Origin of the sequence: Actinoplanes awajinensis subsp. mycoplanecinus (genome assembly GCF_001509495.1) — a bacterium.
Classification (GTDB): Bacteria; Actinomycetota; Actinomycetes; order Mycobacteriales; family Micromonosporaceae; genus Actinoplanes; species Actinoplanes palleronii.
In genome coordinates this window covers 35,205-51,450 of record NZ_LLZH01000313.1, presented here as the reverse complement: position 1 = coordinate 51,450, position 16,246 = coordinate 35,205, and the positions used below count along the sequence as shown (strand labels likewise).

Sequence of the window (16,246 nt, the reverse complement as noted above, 5' to 3'; positions counted from 1 at the left end):
GACCGCTGGTTCCCGAGTTCGAAACTGTGCTCGGCCTGCGGTGTTCTCGCCGAGCAGATGCCGTTGGACGTGCGCGAGTGGACCTGCCGATGCGGTGTGGTGCATGACCGGGATCTGAACGCGGCCCGCAATATTCTCGCGGAGGGGCTCTCCGTGATCGCCTGTGGAGGCGGTGTAAGACCTCACCGAGGATCCTCTCGGACGAGGCAGTCGTCGGTGAAGCAGGAACCCCCTGGGGCGACCCAGGGAATCCCCGTCCTTTAGGGCAGGGAGGACTGTCAACTGGTTCAACCCGTGCTTCGCGCGTCGCCGTTCGTCGACGCGGGCTACGACGTCGCCGACTACTGCCTGATTGCGCCGCGGTACGGCACCAACGACGACCTGGTCGAGCTGGTCGTCCGGGCGCGGGAGCGCGGGATCCGGGTGATGCTCGACCTGGTCGCCGGGCACACCTCGATCGAGCACGCCTGGTTCCAGCGCGAGCTGGCCGCCGACGGCCCGGACCCGGAGGGCGACCGCTACGTCTGGTGCGAAGAACTGCCCAGCGCGGCGTGGAGCAACCAGACCCCGGGCACCCCGGCCTGGGTGCGTTCGCCGGGCCCACGCCCGGGTTACTATCTGAAGAACTTTTACGACGAGCAGCCCGCGCTCAACTTCGGCTGGGTGCGCGGCGCCGGCGACGCGTCCTGGCGGGATCCGATCGACGCGCCCGGGCCGCTGCGCAACCGGCAGGCGCTCCGCGACGTCATCGCGTTCTGGCTCGACCGGGGTGTCGCCGGTTTCCGGGTCGACATGGCGTTCTCCCTGATCAAGGACGAGCAGGTGGCCGAGGGCCTGGCCGCCACGGTGGCGATCTGGCGTGAGATCCGCGACTGGCTGGACGTCGCCTACCCGGACGCCGTGCTGATCCCCGAGGGCACCGAGCCGCGCACCGCCGAGCCGACCGCGTTCGACGCCGACTTCTTCCTGGTCATCCACGACGAGCACGGCAGCCTCTTCGACAACCACTACGCGGGGGTGCTGCCGTTCCACGAGGTCCGGGAGCCGTTCTTCGACGCCGCCGGCAAGGGCGGCACCCGGGTCTTCCTCGACGCGTGGGACGCGGCCCGGGCCACCGACCCGCAGCGGCTGATCGTGATGGCGACCGCGGACCACGACTACGACCGGCTCTGCTGCGGGCCGCGCACCGCCGAGCAGCTCGGCGCCGCGCTGACGTTCCTGTTCACCTGGGGCAGCGTGCCGTGCCTGTACTACGGCGACGAGATCGGCATGCGGTACCTGCCGGGGATGCCGGACGTGGAGGGCGCGGTGTGCAACCCGGCGTACAACCGGGCCGGCTGCCGGACCCCGATGCAGTGGGACGCCGGGCCCAACGCCGGGTTCTCCACCGCCGACGCGTCCCGGCTCTACCTGCCGGTCGACCCGGCGGCGGACCGGCCCACGGTGGCCGCGCAGGACGGCGACCCGGCCTCGACGCTCACCCTGGTCCGCGAGCTGCTCGCGCTGCGGCGGGCCACGCCGGCGCTGCGGACCCGGGCGAGCATCCGGGTGGTCCACGAGGGCTACCCGTTCGCGTACGTGCGCGGCGAGTCGCACCTGGTCGTCGTCAACCCGCGCCGGGAGCCGGCCACGATGACCGCCCCGGAGGCGGCCGGTGCCACCGTGCTGCTCGGCGAGGGTGTCGAGGCGACCGCGGACGGGCTGGTGGTGGCCGGTTTCGGTTACGGCATCCTGAACGGGTTGGCGCCGAGCGCGGCGAGCAGGAACCAGGCCGTCGCGCCGGTGTGAAGGCTCGCGTAGTAGAGGTCGCCGAACCCGGTGTCGAGGCCGTCGCTGGACGCGGCCGGCACCCCCTGACCGTTGCCCTGGGCGCGCGCGATGTTCCAGAGCAGCCGTTTGCCGAGCAGGTCGTCGCCCTTGGCCCGGCGCACCCGCAGGGCCAGGGCGGTGTGCGCGGTGCCCTCCAGCCACACCTTGCTGACGTCGGTGTCGCTGAAGCTGATCCCGGTGATGCCGGCGTCCTGCGCGGCCAGGTGGTCGAGCACCCAGGTGACCGACCGGCGGTAGCGGTCGTCGAGGGTGGCCAGGTAGGCCCAGGTCTGCACGTCCTCCGGGATCGGGTGGCGGTTGACCGTGACGCCGTCCGGGTCGGTGCCGGTCCACAGGTGACCGGACGCCGGGTCCTGCATGGCGGCGACGAACGCGAACGCGTGCCGGGCCCGTGCGCTCCAGCTGCGGTCCCCGGTGAGCTGGGCGAGCATCGTGAAGAACGCGCCGGCGTCGATGTTGTGCTCGGTGGCCTTGAAGGTGAGCGGCTGATCGTCGGCGGTCCGCCCGCCGGTGTAGCCGAAGCCGGTGTAGGTGTGCTGGTGGATCCAGGTCGCGGCGCGCAGGGCGCCGGTCAGGAAGCGGTGCTGCCGGGTCCGGGCGTAGAGGTGGGCGAACGCCATCCCGGCCCAGGCCTGATTGCCGGTGTAGGCGGCCGGCGAGCCGATGTCGAGCACCCCGGTCAGCGTGGTGAACGAGTCCGGCTGATAGGACGCGCGGGTGCGCCCGTCGCCGATCGGGTCGTGCTGCTGGGCGTAGAGCAGGGTGTCGCCGAGCACCGTCGCGCGCCGCACGTCGTCGCGTTCGCCCCGGGCCAGCCACGCCATGATCACCAGGGCGTCGTCGTAGGTGAACGAGCTGACGAACGTCCACGTCGGCGTCTCGAAGAAGCCACCGGTGTAGCTGCGGGGCACGCGCAGGGCGCTGCCCGTACCGTACTCATCGAATTTGATCTTTAAAAAATCAAACGCCTGGTGTACGGAGATCGCGCTGGCGCCCCTGATCCACCCGGGTGCGCTCGCCCGCGCCGGGCTGGTCGGCAGCACCGTGCCGGTGAGCAGGGCGGTGAACGTGCTGGACGCGCCGACCAGCAGCGACCGCCGGCTGGTGCTGGAGGACTGCGCTGTCATGGGTCTCCTCACGAGGGGCTGATGTTCGCGACCAGCTGGGCGATGTGCACGGTGCGCTGCTCGCGGGTCTGCGGGCGGCCGGGCACCCCGGGCCGGGTCTGCCAGGGCAGCGGGCCGTCGGCGTGCCGGTACTCCACGCCGAGCGCGTCGAGGCGGGCCAGGTGGTGGCGCAGCCGGGGCTCGAACTCGGCGAAGTCCCGGTCGCCGGAGGTCCACAGCGCCTCGGCGACCGCGCACAGCCGGGGGAAGGCCAGGTAGTCGACGGTGCGCGGGGAGTCGGCGTGCTCGGTCCACAGGTTCGCCTGGCCGCCTAGGATGTGCCGGGCCTGTTCCGGGCTCAGCTGCGGCGGGACCGGGTCGAACGCGTACACGTCCCGCAGGGTCAGCGGGATGGAGACCGGGATGGGTTCGTCGGGCGACTCGGACTGGCGGTAGTCCAGGTAGACCAGGTCGTCCGGGCAGGCGACCACGTCGTGGCCGCGCTGGGCGGCGGCGACCGCACCGGTCATGCCGCGCCAGGACGCGACGGTGGCGCCCGGGCCCAGGTCACCCTCGAGGATCTCGTCCCAGCCGAACAGCCGGCGACCGGCCGCGGTCAGGTGCTCGTCGAGGCGGCCGATGAACCAGGCCTGCAGCTGCTCCTCCCCCGCGATGCCCAGCTCGGCCATCCGCGCCCGGGTGCGCGGGTCGGCGCGCCACTGGCCCTTCGGGCACTCGTCGCCGCCGACGCCGATGTAGCGCGACGGGAACAGCGCGAGCACCTCGTCGAGCACGCCGGTGAAGAAGCCGACGGTGGACTCCTCGACGTTGAGGATGTTCGGGCTGATCCCCCAGCGGGTCCAGACGTCCAGGGGCTGGCCGGTGACGCCGAGTTCCGGGTAGGCGGCCAGGGCGGCCTGCACGTGGCCCGGCGACTCGATCTCCGGGACGACCGTGATGAAGCGGTCGGCGGCGTAGGCGACGATCTCCCGTACGTCTGCCTGTGTGTAGAAACCACCGTGCGGGCGGCCGTCGCCGCGCGCCGAGCGGACCGCGCCGACCTGGCTCTCCCGGCGCCACGCGCCGACCTCGGTGAGCCGCGGATAGCGTGTGATCTCCAGGCGCCAGCCCTGGTCGTCGGTGAGGTGCCAGTGCAGGGTGTTCAGCCGGTGCAGTGCCATCAGGTCGATGAAGCGCAGCACGTCGTGCTTGGGCAGGAAGTGCCGGGCGACGTCGAGCATCGCCCCGCGCCAGGCGAACCGGGGCGCGTCGTGCACCCGTACGGCCGGCACCGCCCAGCGCTGCCCGGCGACCGGCGCGCGGCGGTAGACCGCGGGCGGCAGCAGTTGCAGCAGGGCCTGGCAGCCGTAGAACACGCCGGCCGGGTCACCGCCGGCGATGGTGGCCCGCTCCGGGGTGACGTCGAGGCGGTACGCCTCCGGGCCCAGGTCGCCGGCGAGTTCCAGGGTGATGGTGGCCCGTGCCGCGGTCGGCAGCGGCAGGCCGGTCGCCGGGCGCAGCGCCTGCTGCAGCCAGGCCAGCACCCCGCCGAGCTGATCGGATGCGGACACGGTGGTGCCGTGGTCAAGGATGAGCTCACCGTCGCTCGTGACGAGGGAGAGCGGGCGTGGGGTCAGCACGGTGGAACCTAGCCCTTCACGGCGCCGGCGGACATTCCGGCGACGAGGTTGCGCTGAATGATCAGGAAGAAGACGACGACGGGTACCGAGAACAGCACGGAGGCCGCCATCTGCCCGCCGAAGTCGGTGCCGGTGTGCGGATTGGTGAACGAGGCCAGCCACACCGGCAACGTGTAGCGGCTCTGGTCCTGCATGAACGTGTAGGCGAACAGGTAGTCGTTCCACGCCGCGATGAAGGCGAAGATGCTGGTCGAGATGACCCCCGGTGCCACCAGCGGGAACAGCACGCTGACCAGCACCCGCCAGGTGGTCGCGCCGTCGATCTGGGCGGCCTCCTCGATCTCGGCCGGGATCGCCACGAAGAAGCCGCGCATCACCCAGATCGAGAACGGCAGCACGGTCGCGACGTACGCCAGGATCAGCGCCGCGTACGTGCCGAGCAGGTCCAGGCTGTTGAACATCACGAACATCGGGATCAGCAGCGCGGTGCCGGGCAGCATCTGCACGGCCAGGATGACCACCATGATGGTGCGCCGGCCGGTGAACCGGAACCTCGACAGCCCGGCGGCCGCGAAGATGCCCAGCACGATCGAGGCCAGCACGGTCACCGCGACCACGATCAGGCTGTTGCGCAGGTCGGTGAGGAACTGGTCCTGCCCGACCGCGTTGCGGAAGTTCTCCCACGTGGCGTGCTCCGGCAGGAAGTGCGGCGTCGAGGTCATCACTTCCGGTCGCGGCTTGAACGCCGTGTTGACCATCCAGTAGACCGGGAAGACCCACACCAGGCAGAAGATCGCCGCGAGGGTGTTGACCACCCAGCGCCCACGACGGCTCACAGGTCCTCCCCCGATCGGAGCAGATTGCGGATGTAGACCGCGGTCAGCGCGAGCAGCAGCAGCGTGGTGACCACCGAGATCGCCGCGCCCTGGCCGATGTGGAAGCCGACGAACGCGGTCTTGTAGGTGAAGACGCCGAGCGTCGCGGTGGCGTCGCCGGGACCGCCACGGGAGATCAGCCAGATCTGGTTGAACACGTTGTAGTCCCAGATCACCGACAGGATCGTGACCAGCAGCAGGGTCGGCCGCAGGTGTTGCAGCGTGACCAGGCGGTAGACCGCGAGCTCGGTCGCGCCGTCGAGCCGGGCCGCCTCCTGGTACTCCGTCGGCACCTGACTCTCCGCGGCGTTGAGGGTCAGCGCGATGAACGGCACCGCCTGCCACACGATCAGGAGCCAGATCGACGCGTACGCCCTGGCCGGGTCCTGCGCCCAGTTCAGGTCGGTGGTGTCGCCGAAGATGCCCACCTGGTCCAGCGCCCAGTTGACGACGCCGTACCCGGGCTGGAACAGCCAGTTCCAGACCAGCGACGACGCCACGTTCGGCACCGCCCAGGCCACGATCAGCACCACCGTGACGGTGTAGCGCCACCAGCGGCCGAGCCGGACGAGCAGGTGCGAGACGCCCATCCCGATCAGCACGCTGCCGGCCACCATCGCCGTGGTGAACAGCACGGTCCGCAGCAGCGACGCCCAGAACGTCGGGTCGGCCAGCAGGTCGCGGTACTGCTCGACGCCGACGTAGGAGTACGCGCCGGTGAACAGGGTCCGCTGGTTGTAGTCGGTGAACGAGGTGAACAGCAGGAAGCCGATCGGCGCGAGCGTCACGACGGCGAGCACCAGGCCCGCGGGACTCAGCAGCCACAGCGGCGCCAGGTTGCGCCGGCGGCGGGACCCCGGCCGGGGCCGGGGTGGTACGGCCGGCGGGGCGCCGGCCGCATCACGTCGTGCGGTGGTGACGGGCATGCCGGGTCACTTGCCGCCGGCGAGGACCGCGTCCAGGTGCGAGTCGAACTCCTTGCCGGCGTCCGCGGCCGGCTTGGCACCGGAGGCGACGGCGGAGAAGACCTGGTTGATGCTCTTGTCGCCCTCGATGGTCGGCCACTGGGCGGCCGCCGGGGTGGCCTTCGAGGTCAGGGCCGCGGTGAAGAAGCCCTTCTGCTGCTCGTCGAGGCTGGGCTGCGCGGCCTGGATGCCCTCGGTGCTGTTCGGGATCCAGCCGTCGTTGCCGAACACGTTCTTGTCCTGCACCGCCGGGCTGGCGGCGATCTTCACCCACTGCAGGGCGAGCTCGGGGGTGTCGCTCTTGGTGGCGATGCCCCAGTCGGAGCCGCCGAGCATCACCGGCTGCGCCTTGCCCGAGGTGCCGGGGAACGGGAACGTACCCAGATCATCGCTCTTGATCTTGGGGTTGGCCTTCTGGATCAGGCCGAGCGAGCCGGTCGTGGACAGGATGGCCGAGGTCTTGCCGTCCGCGAACACCTGGTTCTGGTCCGGTGTGATGGTGTCCAGGGCCCGCGAGGCCGCGGTCGAGTAGGTGTTCTGGAAGGTCTTGAAGTCCTCCAGGCCCTTCTGCCCGGCCGGGCTGGAGAAGCCGCCCTTCCACGCGCCGCCGTCGCTGGTGGCGATGTCGCCGCCGGCGTCCCAGACGAACTGCAGGCCGGCGAACCAGTACTGCCCGGGCAGGTAGAACGGCGCGAAGTCGGCCGCCGGGCTCGCCGCCTTGACCTTGTCCAGGGCCGCGGTCAGCTCCGGGTAGGTGGTCGGCGCCGCGGTGACGCCGGCCGCCGCCCAGGTCTTCTTGTTGTAGATGACCGCGCGGGCGCCGGCGAACCCGGGCACCGCGTACAGCGCCTTGTCCACGGTGGCCGGCTCCTCGAGGCCGGCCAGCCAGGTGCGGCCCTGCTTCAGGTCGGCTTGGTACGGCGTCAGGTCGAGCAGGCCACCGTTGGCGGCGAACCCGGGCACCTGGGTGTTGCCCAGGTCGAGCACGTCGGGGGTGCCGGACGTGGACAACGCCGTACTGATCTTGGTGGTGATCCCGTCCCACTGCTGGATCTGCAGGTCCACCTGCGCGCCGGTGGCCTGGGTGAACTGGTCGTTGATCACCTTGAGGGTGGCCTCGGTGTAGTCGCCGTCCATCACCCAGACGGTGAGGCTCTTGCCCTCGCCGCGGGTGTTCGGCACGGCCTTGGGCGAGCCGTCGTCGCCGGACGCCGTGCTCCCGCCGCCGCCCCCGCAGGCGGCCAGGGTCAGGACGGTCGCGACACAGGCCGCAGTGGTAGCGATGTAGCTACGTCTAGGCATGAGGATGCTCCTCGGAAGGGATGCCGGAATATCAGAAGGCGGTCATAGTTTTCATGGCTCGCTGTTGCTGATGAAAATTACGACTGTCGAGTCCTCTAGTCAACAAAAACTTCCTATGTTTCGATCTCCTACATGGAACGGGGACTCCGGCACACCGCTGTGATTGACTGGCCGCTATGGCCGGATGTCCGCGTCCGACGGCGCGAGTGATGCGGTGAGCGCCGGGCCGGCCGCGGCCGCCCGCCCGCGCAACCGCAAGCAGCTGATCGTCGAGGCGGCCGGCCAGGTGTTCAGCGCGCGCGGCTATCACGCCGCGTCGATGGAGGAGATCGCTGCCGGGGTGGGCATCAGCGCGGCGGCGCTGTACCGGCACTTCCCGAACAAGTACGCGCTGTTCGCCGAGTGCGCCGACGTCATGGTGGACCGGCTGGTCGCGGCGCTCGACCAGGCGCCGCCCGAGGCGTCCCTGCACGACGTGCTCGCCGCGCTCACCCGGGTCACCGTCGCGCACCGGGCGGCCGGGGGGCTCTACCGGTGGGAGGCGCGCTACCTGGCGCCGGTCGACCGCCGGCGGGTGCGCGGCAAGTTCGGCCAGGTCGTCGGCCGGGTCACCGAGGTGGTGCGGCGCGAGCACCCGGCGCCCGAGGACCGGCTGCGAGCGGTGGCCGCACTCGGCGCGATCGGGTCGATCACCATGCACCACACCTCGATGGGCGTCCGGAAGATCGAAAACCTGCTGGTGTACGCCGCGACGCGCGTCGCCGCCACCGACCCGGCCGCGGCCGCGGGCAGCGCGGGGCTGGTCGAACTGCTCGCCCCGCCGGTGCCCCGCACCCGGCGGGCCGAGATCCTGGCCGCGGCCGTCCCGCTGTTCGCCCGGGACGGGTTCGCCACCGTCACCAACGGGCAGATCGCGCAGGCGGTCGGGCTCGCGCCGTCCGCGCTCTACCGGCACTACCCCGGCAAGGTCGACATCCTGGTGGCCGCGTGCCTGCAGGCCGCCGGGCTGCTGGGCCAGGCCGTCGAGCGCAGCCTGCACCGGGCCGGCGACCCGCGCGACACCGTGCTCGCGCTGACCGCGGCGTACGTGGCGTACAGCTTCGAGCACAACGCGCTGACCAGTGTGGCCGAGGCCGAGCTGGGCGGGCTGCCGGCCGACGTGCGGCGGCCGCTGCTGCTCGCCCAGCGGGAGCACATCGCGGTCTGGGAGCAGCAGCTGCGGGCGGCGCGGCCGGAGCTGGACCCACGCCAGGCCCGGCTGCTCGTGCACGCCGGGTTCGGCGTGGTGGTCGAGGCCGGGCGGGCGCTGCGCTGGCGGGACACCGTGGCGCACCGGGAGGCGGTCACCGCGCTGGTGATCGGCGCGCTGCTCTGAGTTTCTTCAAGCGCCGGGGCGGTCTTTTCAGGCGCCGGGGCGGTTGCCGGTCGGGATGGTGATCGGGGTGTAGCTCGGCGAGGTGCCGTTGTTCAGGAACAGCATGGCCAGGGCGCGGACGAACTTGTCGAACATCGAGAACCCGGTGGGCAGGATCGGCGAGAGCCCCTCCCGGAACGCGACGTAGGCGGGCCAGCCCACCTCGATCAGGCCCCGGGACACGAGATCGCGCGGCAGCTTCAACCAGTCGCCGATCTTGTCGCTGAGCACGTAGCGGACGAACTCGTTCAGGAAACCGCGGGTCACGCCCAGGTCGATCTGCGCGGTCAGCCCGAGCAGGATCCCGGCCAGGTCCAGACCCTCCGGCGTCGGCGCGAGGATCGGGGTCAGCGCGTACGCGGACTGCTGTTTCGCGGCCGCCCAGCTCGCCGGGATGAAGTCGTCGCGGACACCCAGCAGGTGCAGCGCGACCTGCCACATGTGCAGGTAGGCCGCCTGCTCGGTGGCCGACATCCGGATGCCCCAGGCGTTCAGTTTGCCGTACACGAACGTGCCGAGACTGTGGAACGTGATCAGGATGTCGCCGTTGCTGATCGGCCGGAAATCCTGGTCGTCGGTGACCGAGCGCCACGCCGGGGACTGCGGCAACAGGTGCCGGACCGCGGCGTGGGTCAGGCGCGTCTTGTTCGAGGTGACCACGAAGTGGCCGGTCGGCTGGAACGCGTCCGGTGCGCTCAAGTCGTAGCCGTACGTGAAGGTCTTGGCCGCGCGGGACTGCATCTCGGCGCCGCCGGCGGACCAGTAGACGTTGCGGGCCTCGCGCGGGATCACCGTACTCATGATGCCGCTGCCCAGGCCGTAGAGCAGGAACAGGTAGAGGCTCATCCGCTTGTTGAACTGGGCGCCCTGCTGCAGCTTCACCGGGTCGGCCCAGGACGGCAGCGTGTTCACCTGCTGGAGGTAGGTGGTGAGCCCGGCCGGCAGGCCCGCGGGCAGCGCGTCGCCGTTGTTGACCCACGAGTCGAACGCGGTGTTGACCGCCGGGATCTGCCCGTTGGTCAGCAGCGAGGCGACGAGCGGGTCGGTGGCGTCGTCCCAGACCGACCACGGGTCGGTGACCGCGTCGGTGCCGGCGATCGACGCGGTGGACGACCACGCCCAGGCTCGGGTGGGATCGGCGACGGCGGTCAGCCCCAGTGCGGCGCCAAGCGTCAGGACACCTCTTCGAGAGAGATTCTGCATTAGCTTACCTGCCTTGAACAGTGGGTTTCGATGTTCATCGCTATGTGATTTTCCATTAACATAGTGACGCCTCGAACCATCGGCAAGTTTGGATGTTTCCCTCTGCGGGTGTCCACACAGAACCTTCGTTGTCCGTATTTTTCGGCATTAGTGATGCCGGGGCGGCGAAAGATCAACGGATACGACACCGTGGGGATATGACTCTGCGACTCCAACCGGACCCTGCGACCGCTGCCGCGTGGAGGGCGTTCTGGCAGATGGCCGAGGCGCGCCTCACCGACGACTCGGCCGGCGCCAGCCTGGCCCTGCACGCGCTGATGCCGCTCGCCTCCGACCACCCCACGCGTACGGTGATCGTCGCCGTGGACGCGGTCGCCGACGCTGTCGTCGAGTGGTCCGACGAGCTGGGCAAGAACCCGGCGTGCATGGCCGAGACGTGCTTCACCATGCTGCACGGCCAGCTCGCGCCGCCGGAGCGCCTGCTGCTGTTCGCGGCGTACCAGACGTTGCTCGCCATCGACCCGACCGGCGAGGCGGGCAGCCCGCACCAGGTGTGCCACCCGTGGCCCCCGCACGCCGGGGTGGCGTCGCTGGCGACCGCGGCGCAGGGCGGGGTGTTGCAGCAGGCGTTGACCGCGGCGAGCCAGACGCACGGGCTGGAGCAGCACCCCGCGCTGGTGCTGTGCAACGCGGCGCCGGAAGTGCTCACCCAGATCCTGTGGGGCCGCAGCCGCTCCGATCCGGAGCAGATGGGCCGCCTGCTGGCCGCGAAGAAGAACCTGGCCTGACACACGGCGGGCGGGCCGGGTCGGGCATGATCCGCGGATGGATTTCACTCTCGACCCGCCGCGCGGGGTGGGCCCGCTGCACCTGGGCATGACCGGCGACGAGGCGCGGGCGGCCCTGGCGACCCTCGGGCCGCTCGCCGCGACCAGGCTCGGCGAGCTGGCGCTGAACCGCCCCGGCCACCTGCGCTTCAGCGTCGGCTTCGGTGCGACGCGGCTGGTCGACGCGGTCGAGCTGTACCGCCCGGAGCACAGCGACACCGTGAACTACCGCGGCGTCGACGTGTTCGGCCTGCCCGCGCTGCAGGTCGTCGAACTCCTCCGCGTCCACACCACGCTGGTCGCCGAGGACGACGGTTTCGTCGCCCCTGACCTGCTGCTGTCGCTGTGGCGCCCGTTCGCCGCGGACGACGACCCGGCCGAGGAACAGGGGTATTACTTCCAGTCGGTGCTGCTCGCCCGCCCCGGCTACTACGACGGCCCCGCCGAGGCCGCCGCCCGCCTCGCCGCCGGCGGCGCACCCGGCTTCTGACCCGGCACCGACTCGCCGATCAGGTCGCTTCGAGGGCTGTGGCGCGGTGTTCCAGGTCGGCTGCGATGTCGTCCCAGTCCGGGCCGTGCAGCCAGAGGTTCTGGGCGGCCTCACGCATCAGGCCGGGGTCGTCGGGGCGCTGGAGGATCACCAGCCGATAGGCCAGGTTGCGCACCCAGACCGGCAGAAGTCCGTCGACCAGGTTGGGGCACAGCTCGCGCAGCATCACCAGGATGTCCTCCGCCCCGGCGAAGGTCAGCCTCTCGATGAAGTACCGATCGTCCCGGTCCTGCGCACATCGCGCCACGACAGTCGGTCGATACTCATCTCCGTAACGGCACCGGGCGTGCTCCACGAGCGTGCTGTGCATGGCGTGGATCTTAAAGCCGCGACGACGCCGTACAGGATGAGATCCTTTGACATCCTCTCCGCCCTAAAGGACGGAGATTCCCTCCACGCTGCGCGTGGAACACGCCGCGTCCGGGTGGGTTACCGCTTCGCCGCGCGGTGCCGGGACGAGTCCTGGTCTTACCTGCGCTCCACGGTCGTTGAAGTCCGCCTGTCCGGCGGCCTTGATGTTCTTCGCGGCGTTGACGTCGCGGTCGTGGTGGCTGCCGCAGAGGCAGTTCCACGCTCGGACATCGAGGGCCATCTTGTCGTTGATCCGGCCGCATTCCGAGCACATCCGGGTGGACGGGAAGAACCGGTCCACCCGGGCGAACGTGCGCCCATAACGCTGCTGTCCACCCTCCTGCGCCGAACCGGATTCAGCGCGCACCCACCGCCGTGACCAGCGCGCCCGGCCAGGGTGCACTGTGGTCGCGGGCGTTGAGATCGAATCGGAACCGGTGGGGTCCTTTGAGGATCAACTTCTGGGTTAGCGTCCCGGCGTGAACCAGGAAAATCCCGCGCGGCCGGATCCTACGGCCGGTCCGGCGCCGCTGCCGCCGGCGGCCGATCCGCTGATCGCGGGCGCGCCGTCGAGCCTGCCGAGCGCCGATGACCCGGCTCCGGCGGCGTGGGCCGAGCCATATCCCGCACCACAGGCCTATCCGTATCCGGCGCCGCCCGGGGGTTCCGGGTACCCGCCGGCCCGCTATGTGCCGCCCGGCTACCCGATGCCCGACCTGCCCGCCGGGACGACGAACGGCGTCGCGATCGTCTCGCTGGTCCTCGCCGTCCTCGGTGTCATCATGCTCAGCATTCCGCTCGGCATCATCGCGCTGTCGCAGCTCAGCACGCACGGCGGGCGCGGCCGGGCACTGGCCATCGCCGGATTGGGTATCTCCACGGCCTGGGTCGCGGTCCTCGCCGCGGTGATCTCGAACGGAGCGTTCAGTTCCGGCAACAGGACGACCGCCACCACACCCGTGAGCATGCCGACGGCGACGGCAAGCGCGACCGCGACCACGCCCTTCCGGACCGGCAGCACCTCCGGGCCCGGCCAGAGGCTCGCCAAGGACCTCACACTCGGCGACTGCCTCAGCTATGTCGACGCGAACGGCAGCCCCGACGAGTTCGTCGTCCGGCTCTGCTCCCAGGACCACGGTGGCGAGGTCTTCGACATCTGGGCCCCGCCGTCCGGCGCCCATCCCGGCGACGCGGAGATGGAGAAGCTGGCCGGCAAGCACTGCGACAAGACCCTTGATCGGTACGCGGTCGGCAAGTTCGCCGACGCGCGGCTGGTCTACATCTATCCCAGCCGCAGATCCCCGAAGCCCCGAGTCATCTGCATCGCGGTGCCGCCCTCGGGCCAGTGGACCGGATCCATGGTCTATCCGTGAGCCTGGTCGGGTAGCTGGGACACCGGGCTGGCCGGGTCGACCAGGATCTTGGCGTGGTGGTCGGCTTTGCCGAGGCGGTCGAAGGCGTCGGCCACTCCCCCGAGACCGACCACGCCGGTCAGCAGCGGGCGCGGGTTGATGCGGCCCCGGGCGATCATTCGCAGGGTGTCGCGGAACTCCGCGGGGTCGTAGCAGAACGAGAAGCGCAGGTCGAGTTCCTTGTTGCTGGCCATCGTGGGGCGGAACGTGTCCGGGCGCATGCACACCCCGACCACCACGACCCGGGAGCGGAACGGGGCGTGCGTGACGATGTCCTCGATCACGCCGGGCAGGCCGACGCACTCGAAGACGACCGCGCCGCGCGGGCCGGCGCCGAGCCGTTCGCCCAGCCGGATCAGGGACCACCACGGAACCCCCGGGACCTTCTGCAGGGTGTGCAGGGCGTCCAGGCCCGCGCCGTAGAGCCGGGTGGCCGAGCGGACCAGGCCGCGCTGGTCGCCGAGGACGTCCCAGGGGGACTCGGCGGCCGGGTCGACGACGAGGTCGGCGCCGCACGCGCGGGCCAGGGCGCGGCGGCCGGCGGAGTAGTCGCTGGCGACGACCCGGCGTACCCCGGAGGCTTTGAGCATCAGGATCACCGCGAGGCCGATCGGGCCGCAGCCGATGACGACCGCGGCGTCGCCGGCGGCGACGGCGCCGCGGCGGACCGCGTGGTGGGCGACGGCAAGCGGTTCGGTGAGCGCGGCCAGGTCCGGGTCGACGCCCGCCGGTACCGGCATGGTGGCGTCCTCGGCGACAAGGACATATTCCGCGTACGCACCGGGAGCGTGCTCGGACAGCCCGAGCATGTGCACCTCGTCGCCGTGCCGGATCAGCGGCAGGGACACGACCGGCTGGCCCGGTTTCCAGCGGCGCCGGCAGCCGGGGCCGTAGGCGTCGACGGTGCCGGTGAACTCGTGCCCCATCACCACCCGGTGGGCGCGCCGCATGAAGTCGGGGTAGCCGACCTCGGCGGCGACGTCCGCGCTGGCGTCGGCCTCGAAGCGGACGTGCAGGTCGGAGCCGCAGATCCCGGCCCGGGTGACGCGCAGCCGCACCTGCCCGGGGCCGGGCTCGGGCAGCGGCACCTCGGCCACCTCGAGCACACCGTCATGCACGGTCACGGCCCTCATGAGCGAGGATCCCCGGCCTGATCAGAAACGGGCTGACCAGAAACGGCCTGATCGGAAGCGGACTGACCCGAGACCGGCTGATCGGAAGCGGGCTGACCGGAAACGGGAGCGGGTGAAGGCCGGGCCCGCCGCCAGCGCAGGCCCTCCTCCAACCTGGAGCGGTTGGTGGACCACGTGTCCAGCAGGACGTTCTGCCGGAACGCCCACGGATAGCGCCGCCCCGCCCGCGGCATCAACCCGGCAGCCCGGGCCAGATACCCCGACGGCATGTCCATGAACGGCCCGGTCGGCCCCAGATCCGCCGGCACCTCCGGCACGACACTCTCCGCGCCGGTGTCGAGCAGCTTGCGCAGCAACCGGGCCAGGAACCGCGCGGTCACGTCGGCCCGCACCGTCCACGACAGGTTGATGTAGCCGATGCACACGGCCAGGTTCGGCAGCCCGCTGAGCAGGGTCCCGTGATAGGCGCAGGACTCCGACAGGTCCTTGGCCACCCCGTCGACGGTGATCGCCACCCCGCCGAGCAGCTTGATCCGCAGACCGGTCGCGGTCACCACGATGTCCGCCTCGAGCACCGTCCCGTCGGTCAGCCGGATCCCTGCGGGGACGAAGCGGTCGACGTGGCCGGTGACCACCGACGCATCACCCGACCGGATCGACCGGAAGAGATCACCGTCCGGGGCGATGCACAGCCGCTGCTCCCACGGGTCGTACGGTGGCGTGAAATCCCGGTCGACCACCTCCGCCGAGCCGACCGCACTGATCGCGCCCTTGCGCAGCAGGGCGCGCATCCGGTTCGGGAAGCGCCGGCAGGCCTGGTAGAGCGCCCACTGGGCGGTGGTGTTCTTGGCCCGGGCGATCCGGTGCACGGCGGCCGGCGAGAGGCCGCGGCCGAGCAGCCGGGCGATCGCGTCGGTGCTCGGCTGGGCCAGCACGTAGGTCGGCGTGCGCTGCAGCATGGTCACATGCGCGGCGCCGGCGGCCATCGCGGGCACCACGGTCACCGCGGTCGCCCCGGAGCCGATCACGACCACGCGCTTGCCGGTGTGGTCCAGGTCGGCCGGCCAGAACTGCGGGTGCGCGAGCTGCCCGGCGAAGTCCTCGACGCCGGGAAAGCCCGGGTCGTGCGGCTTGTCATAGTCGTAGTAGCCGGTGCAGAACACCACGAAGCGGGCCACGTAGCCGACCGGCTCACCGTCGCGCCGCGCCCGGATCCGCCATCGCGCGTCCGCGCTGGACCAGTCGGCCGCCTCGACCCGGGTGCCGTACTCGATCAACTGGTCGACACCTGTCGACCGGGCGGTCTCCCGGACGTAGGCGAGCAGGTCGCCGCCCTCGACGATGGACCGTTCGCCGGTCCACGGGCGGAACGGGAACGCCAGCGTGTAGATGTCCGAGTCGGATCGGACGCCCGGATAGCGGAACAGGTCCCAGGTGCCGCCGAGCCGGTCACGTGCCTCGGCGATGGTCACGGTCAGTTCCGGACACTGCTCCCGGATCCGGTAGGCGACGTCGATCCCGGATATCCCGGCACCGACGATCAGCACGTCGACGTGCGTATCCGTCACGGCAGCCCCCTCGTGTCACGAAAGCGTGTTACCAACGTGTGACACGATCCTGCTGCCGATCCGTACGGAA

At 71.0% G+C, this 16,246-nt stretch carries 16 protein-coding genes; 6 read left to right on the top strand and 10 right to left on the bottom strand.

The genetic code is table 11. The annotated features are described in order from the left end of the window. Together ADL15_RS52170 and ADL15_RS40685 are read left to right on the top strand one after the other, a co-directional pair. Positions 1-264 (top strand): zinc ribbon domain-containing protein (locus ADL15_RS52170; RefSeq protein WP_157441924.1); only part of this gene is annotated, 264 nt, incomplete at its 5' end. 30 nt (positions 265-294) lie between these two features. Further along, the gene (locus tag ADL15_RS40685) at positions 295-1,788 is read left to right on the top strand and encodes an alpha-amylase family glycosyl hydrolase (protein ID WP_067703546.1); all 1,494 of its coding nucleotides are present in this window, start codon (positions 295-297) and stop codon (positions 1,786-1,788) included. Here the strand turns inward: ADL15_RS40685 and ADL15_RS40680 are convergent. The 5 genes from ADL15_RS40680 to ADL15_RS40660 are packed head-to-tail and all read right to left on the bottom strand — an operon-like array spanning position 1,722 to position 7,718. Further along, on the bottom strand, positions 1,722-2,957 hold the full coding sequence (locus ADL15_RS40680; protein WP_067703538.1) for a hypothetical protein: 1,236 nt from the start codon (positions 2,955-2,957) through the stop codon (positions 1,722-1,724). The genes ADL15_RS40685 and ADL15_RS40680 overlap by 67 nt on opposite strands. 8 nt (positions 2,958-2,965) lie before the next feature. Then, positions 2,966-4,576 carry a beta-N-acetylhexosaminidase gene (locus ADL15_RS40675; RefSeq protein WP_067703535.1) on the bottom strand — a complete coding sequence of 537 codons (1,611 nt, stop codon included), beginning with the start codon at positions 4,574-4,576 and terminating at the stop codon, positions 2,966-2,968. A gap of 8 nt (positions 4,577-4,584) precedes the next feature. After that, on the bottom strand, positions 4,585-5,412 hold the full coding sequence (locus ADL15_RS40670; RefSeq protein ID WP_067703532.1) for a carbohydrate ABC transporter permease: 828 nt from the start codon (positions 5,410-5,412) through the stop codon (positions 4,585-4,587). Continuing rightward, positions 5,409-6,377 carry a carbohydrate ABC transporter permease gene (locus tag ADL15_RS40665; protein WP_083972388.1) on the bottom strand — a complete coding sequence of 323 codons (969 nt, stop codon included), beginning with the start codon at positions 6,375-6,377 and terminating at the stop codon, positions 5,409-5,411. The genes ADL15_RS40670 and ADL15_RS40665 overlap by 4 nt, the downstream gene beginning before the upstream one ends. A gap of 6 nt (positions 6,378-6,383) precedes the next feature. Continuing rightward, positions 6,384-7,718, bottom strand: a complete 1,335-nt coding sequence (locus tag ADL15_RS40660; protein WP_067703527.1) for an extracellular solute-binding protein — start codon at positions 7,716-7,718, stop codon at positions 6,384-6,386. A gap of 184 nt (positions 7,719-7,902) precedes the next feature. On the opposite strand from ADL15_RS40660, the gene ADL15_RS40655 reads away from it, so the two are divergent. After that, on the top strand, positions 7,903-9,093 hold the full coding sequence (locus ADL15_RS40655; protein WP_067703520.1) for a TetR/AcrR family transcriptional regulator: 1,191 nt from the start codon (positions 7,903-7,905) through the stop codon (positions 9,091-9,093). Positions 9,094-9,120: 27 nt separating this feature from the next. Here the strand turns inward: ADL15_RS40655 and ADL15_RS40650 are convergent, their stop codons facing one another. Next, the gene (locus tag ADL15_RS40650) at positions 9,121-10,335 is read right to left on the bottom strand and encodes an oxygenase MpaB family protein (RefSeq protein WP_067703517.1); all 1,215 of its coding nucleotides are present in this window, start codon (positions 10,333-10,335) and stop codon (positions 9,121-9,123) included. Positions 10,336-10,532: 197 nt separating this feature from the next. Between ADL15_RS40650 and ADL15_RS40645 the strand changes: the two genes are divergently transcribed. Together ADL15_RS40645 and ADL15_RS40640 are read left to right on the top strand one after the other, a co-directional pair. After that, a complete protein-coding gene (locus ADL15_RS40645) occupies positions 10,533-11,123 on the top strand; it encodes a hypothetical protein (RefSeq protein ID WP_157441923.1) in 591 nt (196 codons plus the stop codon). Positions 11,124-11,160: 37 nt separating this feature from the next. Next, positions 11,161-11,652 (top strand): hypothetical protein, encoded by a 492-nt coding sequence (locus tag ADL15_RS40640; protein ID WP_067703507.1) that lies wholly within the window; start codon positions 11,161-11,163, stop codon positions 11,650-11,652. 19 nt (positions 11,653-11,671) lie between these two features. On the opposite strand, the gene ADL15_RS40635 is transcribed toward ADL15_RS40640, so the two are convergent. Then, positions 11,672-12,022: a hypothetical protein gene (locus ADL15_RS40635; protein ID WP_067703504.1), complete on the bottom strand. Its 351-nt coding sequence runs from the start codon at positions 12,020-12,022 to the stop codon at positions 11,672-11,674. 63 nt (positions 12,023-12,085) lie between these two features. Continuing rightward, positions 12,086-12,430: a zinc ribbon domain-containing protein gene (locus ADL15_RS52165; protein WP_198171229.1), complete on the bottom strand. Its 345-nt coding sequence runs from the start codon at positions 12,428-12,430 to the stop codon at positions 12,086-12,088. A 112-nt stretch (positions 12,431-12,542) separates the two neighbouring features. On the opposite strand from ADL15_RS52165, the gene ADL15_RS40630 reads away from it, so the two are divergent. Further along, a complete protein-coding gene (locus ADL15_RS40630) occupies positions 12,543-13,436 on the top strand; it encodes a DUF4190 domain-containing protein (RefSeq protein WP_067703501.1) in 894 nt (297 codons plus the stop codon). Here ADL15_RS40630 and ADL15_RS40625 read toward each other — a convergent pair. Next, positions 13,427-14,599 (bottom strand): zinc-binding dehydrogenase, encoded by a 1,173-nt coding sequence (locus ADL15_RS40625; RefSeq protein WP_232344860.1) that lies wholly within the window; start codon positions 14,597-14,599, stop codon positions 13,427-13,429. The two genes, ADL15_RS40630 and ADL15_RS40625, sit on opposite strands and share 10 nt — an antisense overlap. Before the next feature lie 5 nt (positions 14,600-14,604). Then, positions 14,605-16,176 (bottom strand): flavin-containing monooxygenase, encoded by a 1,572-nt coding sequence (locus ADL15_RS40620; RefSeq protein ID WP_067703495.1) that lies wholly within the window; start codon positions 16,174-16,176, stop codon positions 14,605-14,607. Positions 16,177-16,246: the final 70 nt, after the last annotated feature.

Coding starts and splice junctions, on each gene's coding strand:
- ADL15_RS40660 (WP_067703527.1), bottom strand. CDS start 7,718: ATGCCTAGACGTAGCTACATCGCTACCACTGCGGCCTGTGTCGCGACC.
- ADL15_RS40635 (WP_067703504.1), bottom strand. CDS start 12,022: ATGCACAGCACGCTCGTGGAGCACGCCCGGTGCCGTTACGGAGATGAG.
- ADL15_RS40665 (WP_083972388.1), bottom strand. CDS start 6,377: ATGCCCGTCACCACCGCACGACGTGATGCGGCCGGCGCCCCGCCGGCC.
- ADL15_RS40640 (WP_067703507.1), top strand. CDS start 11,161: ATGGATTTCACTCTCGACCCGCCGCGCGGGGTGGGCCCGCTGCACCTG.
- ADL15_RS40650 (WP_067703517.1), bottom strand. CDS start 10,335: ATGCAGAATCTCTCTCGAAGAGGTGTCCTGACGCTTGGCGCCGCACTG.
- ADL15_RS40655 (WP_067703520.1), top strand. CDS start 7,903: ATGTCCGCGTCCGACGGCGCGAGTGATGCGGTGAGCGCCGGGCCGGCC.
- ADL15_RS40645 (WP_157441923.1), top strand. CDS start 10,533: ATGACTCTGCGACTCCAACCGGACCCTGCGACCGCTGCCGCGTGGAGG.
- ADL15_RS40680 (WP_067703538.1), bottom strand. CDS start 2,957: ATGACAGCGCAGTCCTCCAGCACCAGCCGGCGGTCGCTGCTGGTCGGC.